Annotated in this window: 17 protein-coding genes; 9 read left to right on the forward strand and 8 right to left on the reverse strand. The window is 63.5% G+C overall.

Translation table 11 applies throughout. The features are described from left to right. Positions 1–230: 230 nt before the first annotated feature. From QEN71_RS10730 to QEN71_RS10755, 6 genes are all read left to right on the forward strand, one after another. On the forward strand, positions 231–1,130 hold the full coding sequence (locus QEN71_RS10730; RefSeq protein WP_201649062.1) for a DUF3034 family protein: 900 nt from the start codon (positions 231–233) through the stop codon (positions 1,128–1,130). Beyond that, positions 1,130–1,582, forward strand: a complete 453-nt coding sequence (locus QEN71_RS10735) for a group I truncated hemoglobin (RefSeq protein WP_201649061.1) — start codon at positions 1,130–1,132, stop codon at positions 1,580–1,582. The genes QEN71_RS10730 and QEN71_RS10735 overlap by 1 nt, the downstream gene beginning before the upstream one ends. Continuing rightward, the gene (locus QEN71_RS10740; RefSeq protein WP_223961927.1) at positions 1,579–2,208 is read left to right on the forward strand and encodes a methylamine utilization protein; all 630 of its coding nucleotides are present in this window, start codon (positions 1,579–1,581) and stop codon (positions 2,206–2,208) included. The genes QEN71_RS10735 and QEN71_RS10740 overlap by 4 nt, the downstream gene beginning before the upstream one ends. 7 nt (positions 2,209–2,215) lie before the next feature. Further along, positions 2,216–4,546 carry a putative bifunctional diguanylate cyclase/phosphodiesterase gene (locus QEN71_RS10745; protein ID WP_201649060.1) on the forward strand — a complete coding sequence of 777 codons (2,331 nt, stop codon included), beginning with the start codon at positions 2,216–2,218 and terminating at the stop codon, positions 4,544–4,546. 107 nt (positions 4,547–4,653) lie between these two features. Next, positions 4,654–5,778 (forward strand): FUSC family protein, encoded by a 1,125-nt coding sequence (locus QEN71_RS10750; RefSeq protein ID WP_201649059.1) that lies wholly within the window; start codon positions 4,654–4,656, stop codon positions 5,776–5,778. A 190-nt stretch (positions 5,779–5,968) separates the two neighbouring features. Further along, positions 5,969–7,138 (forward strand): TIGR03118 family protein, encoded by a 1,170-nt coding sequence (locus QEN71_RS10755; RefSeq protein WP_201649058.1) that lies wholly within the window; start codon positions 5,969–5,971, stop codon positions 7,136–7,138. 74 nt (positions 7,139–7,212) lie between these two features. On the opposite strand, the gene QEN71_RS10760 is transcribed toward QEN71_RS10755, so the two are convergent. Then, positions 7,213–8,685: an RNA polymerase factor sigma-54 gene (locus tag QEN71_RS10760; protein WP_201649057.1), complete on the reverse strand. Its 1,473-nt coding sequence runs from the start codon at positions 8,683–8,685 to the stop codon at positions 7,213–7,215. 449 nt (positions 8,686–9,134) lie between these two features. Between QEN71_RS10760 and QEN71_RS10765 the strand changes: the two genes are divergently transcribed. Further along, positions 9,135–9,473: a BON domain-containing protein gene (locus QEN71_RS10765; RefSeq protein WP_201649056.1), complete on the forward strand. Its 339-nt coding sequence runs from the start codon at positions 9,135–9,137 to the stop codon at positions 9,471–9,473. 101 nt (positions 9,474–9,574) lie between these two features. On the opposite strand, the gene QEN71_RS10770 is transcribed toward QEN71_RS10765, so the two are convergent. Next, entirely contained in the window at positions 9,575–10,027 is a 453-nt protein-coding gene (locus tag QEN71_RS10770) for a PA2169 family four-helix-bundle protein (RefSeq protein ID WP_201649055.1), read from the reverse strand. A 319-nt stretch (positions 10,028–10,346) separates the two neighbouring features. On the opposite strand from QEN71_RS10770, the gene QEN71_RS10775 reads away from it, so the two are divergent. Continuing rightward, positions 10,347–10,631 carry a hypothetical protein gene (locus QEN71_RS10775; RefSeq protein ID WP_201649054.1) on the forward strand — a complete coding sequence of 95 codons (285 nt, stop codon included), beginning with the start codon at positions 10,347–10,349 and terminating at the stop codon, positions 10,629–10,631. A gap of 60 nt (positions 10,632–10,691) precedes the next feature. Here QEN71_RS10775 and QEN71_RS10780 read toward each other — a convergent pair whose 3' ends face one another. From QEN71_RS10780 to QEN71_RS10790, 3 genes are all read right to left on the reverse strand, one after another. Then, on the reverse strand, positions 10,692–11,048 hold the full coding sequence (locus QEN71_RS10780; protein WP_377790748.1) for a DUF1488 family protein: 357 nt from the start codon (positions 11,046–11,048) through the stop codon (positions 10,692–10,694). Next, entirely contained in the window at positions 11,045–11,590 is a 546-nt protein-coding gene (locus tag QEN71_RS10785; protein WP_201649053.1) for a DUF4142 domain-containing protein, read from the reverse strand. Before QEN71_RS10785 ends, QEN71_RS10780 begins: the two co-directional genes overlap by 4 nt. A gap of 70 nt (positions 11,591–11,660) precedes the next feature. Next, complete coding sequence (locus tag QEN71_RS10790; RefSeq protein ID WP_201649052.1) at positions 11,661–12,212, reverse strand: type 1 glutamine amidotransferase domain-containing protein; 552 nt, start codon at positions 12,210–12,212, stop codon at positions 11,661–11,663. A gap of 148 nt (positions 12,213–12,360) precedes the next feature. On the opposite strand from QEN71_RS10790, the gene QEN71_RS10795 reads away from it, so the two are divergent. Next, entirely contained in the window at positions 12,361–13,566 is a 1,206-nt protein-coding gene (locus QEN71_RS10795) for a DNA topoisomerase IB (RefSeq protein ID WP_201649051.1), read from the forward strand. Between the two features lie 36 nt (positions 13,567–13,602). On the opposite strand, the gene QEN71_RS10800 is transcribed toward QEN71_RS10795, so the two are convergent. From QEN71_RS10800 to QEN71_RS10810, 3 genes are all read right to left on the reverse strand, one after another. Beyond that, the gene (locus QEN71_RS10800) at positions 13,603–13,896 is read right to left on the reverse strand and encodes a hypothetical protein (protein ID WP_201649050.1); all 294 of its coding nucleotides are present in this window, start codon (positions 13,894–13,896) and stop codon (positions 13,603–13,605) included. A 248-nt stretch (positions 13,897–14,144) separates the two neighbouring features. After that, positions 14,145–14,330, reverse strand: a complete 186-nt coding sequence (locus tag QEN71_RS10805; RefSeq protein ID WP_201649049.1) for a hypothetical protein — start codon at positions 14,328–14,330, stop codon at positions 14,145–14,147. A 97-nt stretch (positions 14,331–14,427) separates the two neighbouring features. Next, on the reverse strand, positions 14,428–14,703 hold the full coding sequence (locus QEN71_RS10810; RefSeq protein WP_201649048.1) for a hypothetical protein: 276 nt from the start codon (positions 14,701–14,703) through the stop codon (positions 14,428–14,430). Between the last annotated feature and the right edge of the window lie 195 nt (positions 14,704–14,898).

Raw genomic sequence — 14,898 nt, forward strand, 5'->3', positions numbered from 1 at the left:
CCGCTTATTCAGGGGTTTCTGAAAATACGGGTAATTGCCGCTCAAGTCGCGATTGGCGCTTGCCGTTAAGCGAAAGTCAGCCGACGTTTGCGCCGATCGATCGACCGGTCCCGCAGCGGCGGCCGACACAAAAACGCACCCGTCATCCAACCGGCGACGGCGATCCATCGCACCGCATGTCCGGCCACGAGCCCGCGCGCGGCGCACCGCACTTCTTTCGATCAGACGACATGCGTTGCAGAATTCCCGCAGGTCCGCTCGCCAGCGCATTGCTCGCGGCACTTGTGTTCCAGGCTCCGGCCGCTCACGCCGATGAACCCGCCGCTCCGTCGACGGGCGGCAAGCTGCTGCTCACGGGCGGCGTCTCCGAAATCGAAGGCGCGGCGGGCGGCGGCCTCACGCCGTGGGCCGTGATCGGTGGCTACGGCACCGCCTCGCAAGTGGGTGCGAACGCGTACGGCACCTACGTGCGCACGCAGGACTACGCGCTCGCCAGCTACGGCGCGCTCGCCGCCGTCGCGAACCGCGTCGAGTTTTCGATTGCGCGCCAGTCGTTCGACACGCGCGACGTCGGTGCGCAACTCGGCCTCGGCTCGGGCTTCAAGTTCAACATGGACACGATCGGCGTGAAGGTGCGCCTCTTCGGCGACGCCGTGCTCGATCAGGACACGTGGATTCCTCAGGTCGCGGCGGGCATCCAGTTCAAGCACAACGAACAGGGCGACATCGTCAAAGCGGTCGGTGCGACCAGCAACTCGGGCACCGACTTCTATCTGTCCGCGACCAAGCTGCTGCTCGCGCAAAGCCTGCTGCTCAACGGCACGCTGCGCTTCACGAAGGCGAACCAGTTCGGTCTGCTCGGCTTCGGTGGCGACAAATCGAACGCGTACCACGCGGAGTTCGAGGCATCCGTCGCGTATCTGCTGTCGCGCTACGTCGCCGTGGGCGCGGAATACCGCAGCAAGCCCGACAACCTCGGCTTCGCGCGCGAACAGGATGCGTACGACGCGTTCATCGCGTGGGCGCCGACCAAGCATGTTTCGCTGACGCTCGCGTACCTGTCGCTCGGCGATATCGCGACGATCCGCAACCAGCGCGGCGTGTACGCGTCCTTGCAAGTGGGGTTCTGATGAAACACACGCTCTCTTTGCGCCTTATCGAACGTGCCGTGGGTGCCGTCTGTGTGGCGGTTCTGCTCGCCGCCGCGCCCGCCGCTCACGCCGACGATTCGCTCTATCAGACCTTCGGCGGACAGCCCGGCCTCACGAAGATCATCGACGACTTCTACGACCTGCTGCTCAAGGATCCGCGCACGCTGCCCTATTTCGACGGCGCGCCCATCAAGCGCATCAAGCAGAAGCTCGGCGAACAACTGTGCGAACTGATGGGCGGTCCGTGCACGTACACGGGAAGGCCGATGAAACGCACGCACGAAGGCCAGAACATCGACCGAGCCGCGTTCAATGCACTCGTCGAAGATCTGCAAACGGCGATGGACCACAACGGCGTGCCGTTTCGCGCGCAGAACAAGCTGCTTGCGAAGCTCGCGCCGATGTATCGCGACATCCAGGACCGCGAATGAACAATAACCCGAAAACCACACACAGGTGGCTCACGGCTGCCGCCATCGTGCTCGGCTGCCACGCCATGTTTGCGAACGCGGCGAGCGTCCAGGTGAGCGTCGTCGATCAGGCGGGCGCGCCCGTGCCCGACGCCATCGTCTACGCGACGCCCGCAAGCGGCAAACTGCCCGCTCCGAAACCCGCGACGGCCATCATCGATCAGGTGAAGCGCCAGTTCGTGCCGCACGTGTCCGTCGTGCAGACCGGCACGGCGATCACGTTTCCGAACAAGGACAATTTCGAGCACGACGTCTACTCGTTTTCGCCCGCGAAGAAGTTCGAGCTGCATCTGTATCACGGCGTGCCCGCGAACCCTGTTGTGTTCGACAAGCCGGGCCTCGTCGTGATGGGCTGCAACATCCACGACACAATGGTCGCGTATCTGCTCGTCGTCGATACGCCGTGGTTCGCGAAGACGGACGCGGCCGGCAATGCGTCGATCGACAACCTGCCCGCCGACAACTACCGGATCACCGCATGGCACCACAGGCTCGCCGATGCGAACGCGCTGCCTGTGCAGAACATATCGGCGGCCGCTGACGCAAAGGCCGCATTCAAACTGAAGCTGTCAGCGCAGGCGGAGTAAGCACACGATGCGATTCCAGAGTCTGCGCGCCCGTATCGCGATCGTCGTCGTGCTGTTGATGCTGGCCGTGCAGCTTGCCGGCTATGCCGTCATCAGCACGGTGATCGGCGCGAACGCGCGCAGCAATTCGGAAAGCCAGCTCGTCGTCGCTGAGAACGTGTTCCGCCAGGTGTTGCGCGCGAACGGCGAAAAGCTCACGCAGGCAGCGACCGTCGTCGCGGCGGACTTCGGTTTTCGCGAGGCCGTCGCGACGCACGACGAAAACACCGTCGCGTCGGCCCTGAAAAATCACGGCAACCGCATCGATGCCGACATCGTGATGCTCGCCGATCTCGACGGCAAACTGACAGCCGACAGTCGCGGTCCGGCGCACGTCGATGCGCCCTTCCCGCTGCGCAGCCTGATCCGCGCGGCGACGCGCCAGGGCGATGCGTCGTCGATCGTGACGATCGACGGCAAGCTGTATCAGGTGGTCGCCGTGCCCGTCAAGGCGCCCGTGACGATCGCGTGGGTCGCGATGGGCTTTCGCATCGACGACGAAACCGCGCGCGATTTCGCGAGCCTGACTTCGCTCGACGTATCGTTCCTCGACCGCTTGCCCGACGGACGCTGGAGCGTGCTCGCCAGTTCGCTGCCCGACGCGCGCCACGCACACGCGAGCATCGCCGATACCGCCGACGACAACTACGCGACCCGCGTCGTGCTGCTGCAATCGGGCGTCGAGCAGACGGCCGTCATGCTGCAGCGGTCGGTGCAGGACATCATGGCGCCGTTCCACCGGCTGCAAACGGCGCTCGCGATCATCACGGTGCTCGGCGTGCTGGCGTCGATCGTCGGCAGCATGCTGACCGCGCGCAGCGTGACGCGGCCCGTCGAAGCGCTGACGCGCTTCTCGCATCGCGTGGAAATCGGCGACTACGATCAGCCTATCGGTCTCTCGTCGCACGACGAACTCGGCAAGCTCGCGAACGCATTCGATCACATGCAGCGCGCGATTTCCGAACGCGAGCGGCGCATCACCGAACTCGCCTACATGGACCGCCTGACGGGACTCGCGAATCGCGCGATGTTCAACGACCGTCTACAGGCAGCCATCGCGGCGACACAGAGCGGCACGCACATCGCGCCCCCGACGTTCAGCGTGATGATGATGGACCTCGACCGCTTCAAGTACGTGAACGACACGCTGGGACATCCCATCGGCGACCTGCTGCTGTGCGAAGTGGCGAAGCGTCTGCGCGACAACCTGCGCAGCACGGATCTCGTCGCGCGGCTGGGCGGCGACGAGTTCGCCGTGCTGTTGCCGGGCGACGCGAACGACGGCGCGCAACGCGTGGCCGAGCATCTCGTGAAGACGCTCGAAGCGCCCATCACGATCGAAGGGCAACTCGTCGACGTGGGCGCGAGTATCGGCATCGTCACGTTTCCTCAGCACGGCAACGACATGAACGTGCTGATGCGCCGCGCCGATATCGCGATGTACGTCGCGAAACGCGCGAACACCGGCTACGCGATCTACGACGAGAAGCACGATCACAACAGCGCCGAGCGTCTGTCGCTGATGAGCGAATTGCGCCAGGCCGTCGAGCACGACCAGCTGATGCTGCACTATCAGCCGAAGCTCGATCTCATGATGGGCACGGTCAAATACGTGGAAGCGCTCGTGCGCTGGGAACACCCGACGCGAGGCTTCGTCGCGCCCGACCAGTTCATTCCGTTTGCCGAGCAGACGGGCTACATCAAGGCGATTTCGCACTGGGTCGCCGACAAGGCGATCGGCCAGTGTGCGGCATGGCAGGCGGCGGGCATCGAACTGGCCGTGTCGGTCAACGTGTCGGCGCGCGAACTGATCCAGTCGACGCTGCCCGATACGTTCAGCGCGCTGCTGAAGAAGCACGGCGTCGCGCCCGAGATGGTGTGGATCGAGATCACCGAAAGCGCGATCATGGACGACCCCAATCACGCCATCGAAACACTCGACCGTCTGCATGCGCTCGGCATTCGCCTCGCCATCGACGACTTCGGCACGGGCTATTCGTCGCTTGCGTATCTGAAGCGGATGCCCGTCGACGAACTGAAGATCGACAAGTCGTTCGTGATGGGCATGACGCAGCACAAGGACGACGAGACCATCGTCCGTTCGACGATCGATCTCGCGCACAACATGGGCCTTAAGGTAGTCGCCGAGGGCGTCGAAACCGAGGACGTGCTCGACCGACTGCGCGACCTGCGCTGCGATCTCGTGCAAGGCTTCCATCTGAGCCGTCCGCTGCCGCCGGCGCGGCTCGAAGCGTGGCTGATCGACTGGGAAATCCGCCAGGCCACCGAGCAGGCATAAACGCCGCGCAGCGCGGATTCCTGCCTATACTTCCGTAGCCGTTCCAGACAGAGGCCGCGCCTCATCCGTTTGCTAACACGAACGCCCGCGCGTTCGCGACACGCGCCATGGAACCCTCCACCGATCCCGTCGAGCACGAACCCGCTGCTCCCGCCGCGCGCCGCGACGTGAGCGCGAAACAGCCGTTCGCCGCGCTCAGCGCCTGGGCGGAGCGCGTCGATCCCGGCACGCATCGCCGCATCAAGGGGCTGCGCCTCGTGACGGCGTATGGGCTCGCAGCGGCGCTCGGCACGCTGCAGGACGTCACGCATGGCTTGCCGCGCAATGTCTCCGTCGGCACGCTCGCCGCCGGTTTCGCGTTGTGGGCGAGCGTGTCGGAAGCGCGAACGACGCGTCCCGAATCGAGCCGCGATCTCGCGTTGCTGTGCGCCGCGGCCGCCTTCGGCGCGGCTCTTTACATGTGCCTCGCACAGCCGCTGCTCGGCCTCGGGCACGCGGGACCGGAACTCACACTGGTGACGGGCGCGTTTCTGGTCGGCTATCTGAAGCGCTTCGGCGTGCTCGGCGCGGGGCTTGGCTCGCAGATCTACATCGGGCAGCTGATGGCCTATGGCGCGGGCCTCGTGATCGCCGATCTGCCCACGATTGCGATTGCAGGCGTCATCGCGATGCTTGCGTCGATCGTGCCGAGACTTCTCAGCGGTCCGGCCGAACGGCCCGCCGTCGTCGCCGCGTTGTCGCCGGGACCGCCGCCCGTGCCGGGACGCCCTTCGCCCGAGTTCGTCATGGGATTGCAAGCCGCGGCGGGCGCGCTCGTCGTGGTCGCGTTGAATGCGTGGATGGGCATCGAAGAGTCGGCGTGGGCGATCACGGCCTGCACCTACGTCGTCGCAGGCTCCGCGACGGGCACCGTGCAGCGCGTGCGCCGGCGGATCATCGGCACGCTGGTCGGCGTGCCGCTCGCACTCATCTGTCTGCCCATTGCCGAACATGCGCCGCTCGTGATCTGGTTCGCGGCGGCGCTCGCGATGATCGTCTACGCGATGGCCCTGCCCGAGCGCTACGACATCGCGTGCGGCGCGTTCGCGTTCACGCTGATCGTCACGCTCGCGGTGAGCGGCGTGCATTCGATTCCTTTTCTCGCGGCGCGCGCGTGGGAAACGCTGATCGGCGGCGTGCTCGGCTTGCTGGCCGCCATGTTCATTTTTCCGTTGAGGTTGCGCGAAGCATAGCTGCAAAGCAGCGGTCCACTTCTACAAGCGGCTCTTTTAATCAGAAGAACGGAATAATCCAGGCGCTGCTTCGTTGCACGCAACGCGTCTTCATACGCGCTAAAAAATACCCCGCTAATTCGAGGAATAAAACCCGCGCAGTGCTCGTTTTCTGACCGTCACGACCTTTCGACAAGCAAGGAGTGCGGTCATGAAGTCTCTATTCGAGGTACTCGGCATCGCAGCCTGTGGCGCGGCACTGGCGACGCTCGTTTCATGCGGAGGCGGTTCCGGGTCGAACAACACGCCGCCGACGGCTTCGTCGTTCAAGGCGACGGCGCTCGTGTCGGATGGCGCCGTGTCCGCGCCTCACACCGATCCCAACCTGAAGAACGCATGGGGCGTCGCCTTCAATCCGAAAGGCTTCGTATGGGTCGCCGACAACGCCACCAATCTCGCGACGCTTTATGACGGCAACGGCGTGCCGCAATCGCTGGTCGTGACGATACCGGCGGGCACGAACGGCGCGGCGGCACCGACGGGCATCGTCTTCAACGGCACGCAAAGTTTCTCCGTGACGCAAAACGGCAAGTCGGGCATCGCGGCTTTCATCTTCGCGGGCGAAGGCGGCACGATCGCGGCGTGGGCGCCCGCCGTCGGCCCGACCAACGCGTTCACGATGCACGACGACGGCACGGGCGGCGCCGTGTACAAAGGTCTCGCACTGGCCGCGAACAACGGCAACAACTTCCTCTATGCGACCGACTTTCATAACAACAAGATCGACGTGTTCGACACGAACTTCACGAAGGTCACGATGCCCGGCGGCTTCAAGGACTCCGCGATTCCCGCGGGCTTCGCGCCGTTCGGCATTGCGCTGATCGGCTCGAACCTGTTCGTGACGTATGCGATGCAGGACGCCGACAAACACGACGATGTCGCAGGCGCGGGCCAGGGCATGGTCGACGTGTTCGATACGGCGGGCAATCTCAAGCAGCACTTCGCGACGGGCGCACCGCTGAATGCACCGTGGGGCATCGCGCAGGCGCCTAGCAACTTCGGCACGCTGAGCGGCGCGATCCTGATCGGCAATTTCGGCGACGGCGCGCTCAACGCATTCGATGCGTCGAGCGGCAAGTCGATGGGACCCGTGATGGCATCGAATGGCAGCGCGATCGTCCAGAACGGCTTGTGGGGTATTGCGTTCGGCAACAACCTCAGCAATCAGCCTTCGAATACGCTCTTTTTTGCGGCAGGACCAAACGACGAAGCGGACGGCGTGTACGGGCGAATCGATCTGAATCCGGCTTCCAGCACAAGCGCGACGTCCGGTTCCAGCACGGGCTCCAGTTCGAGCGGCGGATCGAGCATCGGCATGTAGCGCATCCACTTCCCACGCGCAAAAAACAGAACGGCCGCAGAAGCGGCCGTTCTTTCATCGCGTGAAAACGCGCATCAAACCTGTCGACGCAACTCGGCAGGCGGCACCTTCATCAGATGGCGATACTTCGCGACCGTGCGGCGCGCGACGAGCACGCCCTGGTCCGCGAGCATCTTTGCAAGCGCGACATCGGACAGCGGATCGCGTGTATTCTCTGCCGCGATCATTTCCTTGAGCAGCGCGCGCACGGCAGCCGCTGAACATGTACCCCCGCTTTCCGTGCCGAGTTCTCGCGGGAAGAAATGCTTGAACTCGAAGATGCCGCGCGGCGTTGCCATGTACTTGTTGCCTGTCGCGCGAGAAATCGTCGATTCGTGCAGGCCGAGTTCTTCAGCGACGTCACGCAGCACGAGCGGCTTCAATGCGATCTCGCCGTACTGGAAGAACGGCTTCTGATGCGCGACGATGCATTCCGCCACGCGCTGAATCGTCTCGAAGCGCTGCTGTGCGTTGCGGATCAGCCAGCGCGCTTCCTGCAACTGCTGCGCGAGCGGAGAACGGCTCGCACCCGCCGATTGCGCAAACAGCTCCGCGTACATGCGATGAATGCGCGCGCGCGGCAGCACAGCCGGATTGACCGTGACGACCCACTTGTTGCGAACGCTGCGCACGATCACGTCGGGGACGATGTAGTTGTCGTCGGCGCGCCCGTAGGAATTGCCCGGCTTCGGATCGAGCTTGCGCACGAGCGCGCAGGCCACACGCAACTCTTCCGCATCGCAGCCGATCTGCTTCTGCAACTCCGCATGCTCACGACGCGCGAGCCGGTCGAGATGATGCTCGACCACCTGCTTCGCGACGCTGCGTCCCGGCGTATCGCCGGGCAATGCGTCGATCTGCAATGACAGACACTCGGACAGTGAACGCGCGGCGAGTCCCGGACGGTCGAGCGTCTGTACGAGACGCAGTGCGACCAGCAGTTCGTCTTCCGTCAGCGCGGGTTCGATATCGACGATGTCGGTGAGATCAGCGAGATCCTGGCGCAGATAGCCGTCGTCATCGAGTGCTTCGATCACGAGGCGCGCGACTTCGCGATCGCGATCGTCGAGGCGGTAGAGACGCAGCGCATCGTGCAGCTGCTCATGCAACGTGGGCTGAACGCGCGCCCATTCCGTCGGATCAGCAGCATCGGAATCGCCGTTGTAGCGCGAAGGACCACGACCATAGGCGTCGCCGGAATAGTCGCCGCCGTCATCCGACGATGCGGCGCTCTCCGTCGCGGGTTCGGCCTGCGCGCTTTCTAGCGCCGTGTCGCGCTCGGCGGCCGGCAGCGTTTCGCCGTCCGGGCCCGTGCCGTCTGCCGTTTTATTGGCGGACATTTCTTCCGGAGCGGACGGATCGTATTCAAGGAAGGGATTAGTGTCGAGTGCGTTGCGCAGTTCCTGCTGAAACTCGAGCGACGACAGTTGAAGCAGACGCACGGACTGCTGCAGACGCGGTGTGAGCGCGAACGTTTGCTTCGCGCGTAATTCGATTGTAGGCGGCATACAGACTCTTCCTGTGATTATCAACAGAGCTTCGCGCAGTACCTATGCAACTGTCGTACCAGCTTTCACAACTGTCTGTTTTGATTCGTCTTTGTCTCTTCTGGATGCACGCCGTATGCCGGGTCCGTGCGCGGATTTTACAAACGCTCTGAACTTCGGACGGCATCGTTGCGCATCGGAGCACCCTTCCAGATTCCGGGAAAACGACAACGAAGCGCGGCTGCGTCGAGGTCTGCGCCAGGCATAACGCTTGCTGGAACGCCGACGAGGGGCGCGCTTCGCAAAGGGAACGGAAGCGGATCGACGCGCAGCGCGTCCCGTGTCGGCGACGGACCAGACGGAACCGCGGCGGCAGTGGTCTTTGGTCGGGTCATCGGCGGCATCGTGCCGCGATCGACCGGACGGACAACAGGACCGCAACCTTGTCATCAACCGAGAAGGAGAAAACCATGAAAACCATCCAGTTCCTCAAGGCCGCAGGCAGCATCGCATGTGTGGCATTCGCACTGAACGCGACGGCGCAAACGACGGCATCGGCGCCGCCCGCCACGTCCGAGTCGGTCGGTCAGCACATCGACGACGGCACGGTGACCACCAAGGTCAAGGCCGAACTGCTCGGCGCGAAGAACGTGAAATCCACGCACATCCACGTGAAGACGCGCAAGGGCATCGTCTGGCTGTCGGGTTCGGTGCCTTCGGCCGAAGACAAGACGGCCGCGCAGGACGTCGTGCAAAACGTGTCCGGCGTGAAGGGTGTCAAGAACCATCTGAAGATCGCGGCTGAATAAACCGCGCATTCGCGCACTCTCGCAAGTCTTCATCTGCAGGTTTGAAAGCGAAAAGACCGCCCTCGACGAGGGCGGCCTTTTTCTTTTGCGCTTCTGTTTTGTCAGGCCTTCATCGCCGCGTACTGATCGCGCATTGCGCGAATGCGGTCGTGATTCTGCACGACGCCGTGATACAGCCGCTCGACGACCGCGCGCACATCTGCGGGCAAGTCCTTGTCGAGCGCGTCGTGGAAGCGCTTTTCGGCGGCGTCCTCGCCCTTCTCGCAATCGGCGAGAATCGCGTGATCCGCGCGGTTGCCGACAGCGGACTTCACATCGAGCCATCCGCGATGCAGCGCGCCCGCCATGCTTCCGCCGCTCTCCGGCTTTCCGCCGAGTTTCAGCACGACGTCCTGCAGTTCGCGCGCGCCTCGCGTGCAGCGATCCGCGCTTTCGAGCAACGCTTCCTTGATGCTCGCGTAGTGGACATCGTCGGCCGCTTTCATGAAGCCGCGCTCGCCATCTTTCGATGTCTCGATCAGATCGTTCAGCACGGCAATGACATTCGTCGCCATACGTCGCTCCTTTCGTTCATGCATGAGATGCCAATCCCTCTGCACTCGTTGTGCCCGATCGCAAGCCGGTCGTATGGCGGCCTGTCGTTCAATGCGTTGTCGTCTTTGCCATCGCGCCTGGTAATTGCTTCCTCGCTGCTTCCTCGCATCCCGCCTGATATACGACGAGCCCATACGCCAGCAAGGGCGCAGCGCGTTTTGCAAAAAAGGCATGGTTATTGCTGCATGTGTGGGCTGGACCCTCATCGGCGCGCACAAGTGTTCGACAAAGCGCGGCCATCACATAACGAGGGCCAGTATTCGACAAGGGAGAATCACCATGAAGATCAGGAGCGCGGAACGCCTGCTGTTCGTGGCCATCGTCACGTCAGCCGTCGTAGCGCAGATACGCGTCCACACATTGCCGTCCGACCAGACCAGCGCGCCCACGCACGCAGGCACGAGCACATCTGCGCAAAGCAGCCGCATGCAATCGTGCGACGACGAACACGACGCGCTGCTGCGCGCGGCATGCACGACGCGCGGCGAGCGTCGTCCCGTCGACAACGGCGATCGCCCGATCAACCGTATCGACAAGCCGCACGCCGGCAAACTCTGGGTTTGATTCCACTCGATACACGGCTGCCGCAGTTCATTGCGGCAGCGTGTTTTCAGACATCGCTCTTTACTTCTTGAGACTGCGATCCGGCTCCATCCCCTCGACGCGGAACAGGCCGCTGTGCAAGATCACGCTTTCGCCACCGTTCTCGTCGAGCGCTTCCGCGCAGACTGAACGGATACGCGCGCGGCCGCGTTCGAACGCACGCAGCAGCACATCTTCGAGCGGCGAGTCCGCGCCGAAGTGATCTTCCAGCGCCTCCGCCGAAATCGCGCACACAACGGGTTCGCTATCGACGCACGCCGTGAAGCGCACGGTCAGGCTCGACCCATCGAACACGGGAGCATCATCGGTGAATGTGATGTGCATGAGAGAGTCCTCGTACGCCGCACGCGGCATGAACACCTTGATGATCCCGTTCATGACGAAGCCTTGCGTGCATTGGCGAGTTGCTGGGCCATCGCGAGATGGTGACGGATAGTCGGAAGCGCGCGCGTCGCCGCTGCCTTCAGCTGCGCATCGGTGCCGCTTTCGCTTTCCTTCTGGAACAGTTCGACGGCTTTCTGGTGACCGCCCACCGCGACCTCGTCGATATAGACCTTGTCGAAGTCGTCGCCCTTCAGGCCCTGTAGTTTGCCGATCAGCGCGGAGTCCGCACCCGGCGGCTTGCCGAGGCCCTTTTGCGTCGCGACGACATCGAGGCTGCGTGCGAGCTTCGTGTGATCGGCGATCATCTGCTGCGCGAACTTCTTCACCTGGGCATTCGACGAGTTCGCAAGCGCGAGCTTGCTCGCCGCGATCTCCGTCGCGTCCGCTTGCGACGCATCCTGAGCAAACTGCGTGTCGCCCGGCGAGAGCTTCGTCTGCGCGCTCGCAGATTCGCAGACCGTCGCGCCAAATGCGACGGCGACGGCAACAGGCAATGCACAGGCTCGAATCAATGAGCGGAATGGGCGAATGATCATGCGTCTCTCCGGGTTCTCCGATCGCGCAGCGCGCGTTGCCGCGCGTTGCCGCGCGTTGCCGCGCGTTGCATCAGGCCGCTTTCTTCTTCGACAGTTGCGCGATCAGCGTCTTGTTGAACGCGGGCAGATCGTCGGGTTTGCGGCTCGTGATGAAGTTGCCGTCCTCGACCACTTCCTTGTCGACCCACGTACCGCCCGCATTGCGAATGTCGTCCTGCAGGCTAGGCCAGCTCGTCACCGTGCGGCCCTTCACGAGCCCCGCCGACACGGGCAGCCAGGTGCCGTGGCAGATCACCGCGATCGGCTTCTTCGCCTGATCGACGGCCTTCACGAACGCTTGTGCCTGCGGCAGCAGACGGATCGCATCGCCGTTCACGACCCCGCCCGGCAGCACAACGGCGTCGTAATCGTTCGGTGCGGCCTTGTCGAAGGTCGCATCGACATCCACGCTGTCGCCCTTGTCCACATGCCTGAAGCCCTGAATCTTCCCCGCCCTGGCAGAAATTACGTGGGCCGTCGCGCCCGCTTCCGTGAGCGCGCGGCGCGGCTCGATCAGCTCGGCCTGTTCGAAACCGTCGACGGCCAGTACGGCCACCTTGCATCCTGCGAGTGCATTAGCCATGTATGTCCTCCCTTGCTCTATGGCGTTCATGCTGGACATACGAGCAAGTTCAATGCCCACGAAAAACGGCGTATCGCGTATCGGGGATGGTCAAGGTTCTGGCATTGCTATTGCACGGCGCTGCCGTATCAGAGAACAGAGAACTCGAATGAAAACGATGACACGCGGCACAATTGACGCGATCGCCAAAGGACTGTCGAATACCTTGCCCGCAGGGTTGCGACACGCGGACGATACGCGGCCCGGCTTCACGCGCAGGAAGCTGCGCAACGCGTTCGTGTATTTCGATCTCGACGGCAAGCGTATCGGCGACGAAGCGGAGATCGCGCGCATCAATGCGCTGGCGATTCCGCCCGCGTACACCGATGTGTGGATCTGCCCCGATCCGCGCGGCCACATTCAGGCGACGGGGCGCGACGCGCGCGGCCGCAAGCAGTATCGCTATCACCCGCAATGGCGCGAAACGCGCGACGCCGACAAGTTCGGCCGCATGGCCGCGTTCGGCCAGGCATTGCCGACGATACGCAGACGCGTCGCACGCGATCTCGCGCGCGAAGGCATGCCGCGCGAAAAGGTGATCGCAGCCGTCGTGCATCTGCTCGATACGACGCTGATCCGCATCGGCAGCGTCGAATATGCGCGCGAAAACCAGTCGTATGGGCTCACGACGCTGCGCAAGAAACACGTCACGATACGCGCGGGCGAAGTGCGCTTCCGCTTCGCGGGAAAGAGCGGCATCGAACACGACGTAACGGTGGACAACCCGCGCGTGAGACGCATCATTCGACAGTGCGCGGAACTGCCGGGCCACGATCTGTTCAAGTACATCGATGAAGAAGGCGCACGTCATACCGTCGGCTCAGCCGATATCAACGACTATCTGCGCGAAGTGAGTCACGCGGATTTCACGGCGAAGGACTATCGCACGTGGGCGGGCAGCGTGTACGCAATGGCCGCGTTGCGCGAACTCGTGTTCGAGAGTGCCGCCGATGCGCGCCGTCATGTCGTCGCGACGGTGAAGGACGTGGCGACGCTGTTGCGCAATACGCCTGCCGTTTGCCGGCGCTGCTATATCCATCCCGAAGTGATCGCTGCATTCGAAGCGGGCGAACTGCAGGCGTTGCTGCCGCAGCGCGCGAAACGCCACATGAGAGTCGACGAGGCCGCGTTCGCCGCGCTGCTCGCGCATGTGGAAAAGCGCGCCCGCCTCGCCAGCCGCGGCACGCGCAAAAACGGCAAGACGTCCGCGGCTGCGGACGTCAGGAAAGACCTCGAAAAGGACATCGAAAACAAGCGGCTCGCGACGCTGCTCAGAAAATCGCGCGCGCTGCGCAAGCAGACGAGTGCGCGATAATGCGCCGCCGATGCCGCATGAAAACGCGTCGCCGTGTCACTCTTCGTAGGCGGCCATCACGAGCCACATATCGCGTTCGTCGTTGTGTATCTGCGCGGCGAGTGCGTACGTGTCGTTCGGACCGCACGTGTTCAGCAGCGTGCGTTGCGCGACTTCGGGATCTTCAAAGACGCGATCGCCCCCAAGCGGCCTGACTTCGCGCTTGCCTTCGAACATGTGCTGGTTCATCCGGTACACAAGAGGCTGTTCCTTCCATACGTGGAAGCAGTCCTTGACGTGCTGAAAATCGCCGCCGCAAATGTTGCTCTGATAATGAATTTTCGATCGCATCGCATTACCTCCACATGCGGCGCCGTGTCCGTTGCCGCAGCCGATCGTCAGCCGCGCAACGCTGGATCGTCAGTCGAACGCGATGTTGGGGACTATTCATCCCTACGCCGTCCGCCGGGCGGATCGCCACATGCCGCAGTCATGCCGTGCCCTTCAAGTCCTCGATGAAGCAGCGCGGCGTCGAATCGATTCCATCATTCGCGTTCGCATTGACCTGTTGCGCCGATGCGAACGCGAACCCCGTGTCGTCACTGGCTCGCGCCCGACGCAGGGGCTGTGCCGCTCGCGCCCATGCCGCCCGTGGCCGCAGCCGGTGTGCTGCCCCCCGCTGCCGTATCGGCGCCGCCGTTGTCGGCCTTCTTGCAGGCCGCGCCCAACGACAGCGCAGCGACAGCGAGTGCAAGCATTGCGTGTTTCCAGATTGGCTTCGTCATGCGTTCTCCCATCTTCGTTGCAGGTCCGGCGCCGTGTCAGCGCCGGACAAACCCGGATAGACCGCTGCGTCATTGCAGTCGTGTCATTGCTGCGGCGTCATTGCCCCTTGGTATCGCTGCTCGCGTCCGCGCCCGGCATGTTGGTCGTATCGGTGGCCGGCTTAGTGTGCGATGTCTTCTTGTGGTGATGCGCCTTCGAAGTCGCATGCGTGCCCGAAGCGGCCATCCCTGCCCCCGTCTGATCCGACGAACTCATACCGGCGCCATTACCGCCGCCGCCCGCCGATCCGCCGCCGTTGCCGGCACCCTGAGCAAATGCGCCCCCCGACAGCGCGAACAATGCCGCCACGATCCATGTCCTGGTGTTCTTCATGTACGTTCCCCTTCTGTGTGAAATGAATGCGGCTGACGACCGCGAAACATGCTGCTGTCGATACCAATTCGAGCAAGCGCTGTGCCCCTGCAAAGCCGCGCGGGCTCTCGTTTTGCGGCCAGGACAAGGGTCTTTTCGGCGGTCTTTCGGCGACTTGTTGCGCGCATTTGCGGCATGCATCGCCGCGCGGCGTTT

It is taken from the genome of Paraburkholderia sabiae, from assembly GCF_030412785.1.
In the GTDB taxonomy this organism is placed as follows: Bacteria; Pseudomonadota; Gammaproteobacteria; order Burkholderiales; family Burkholderiaceae; genus Paraburkholderia; species Paraburkholderia sabiae.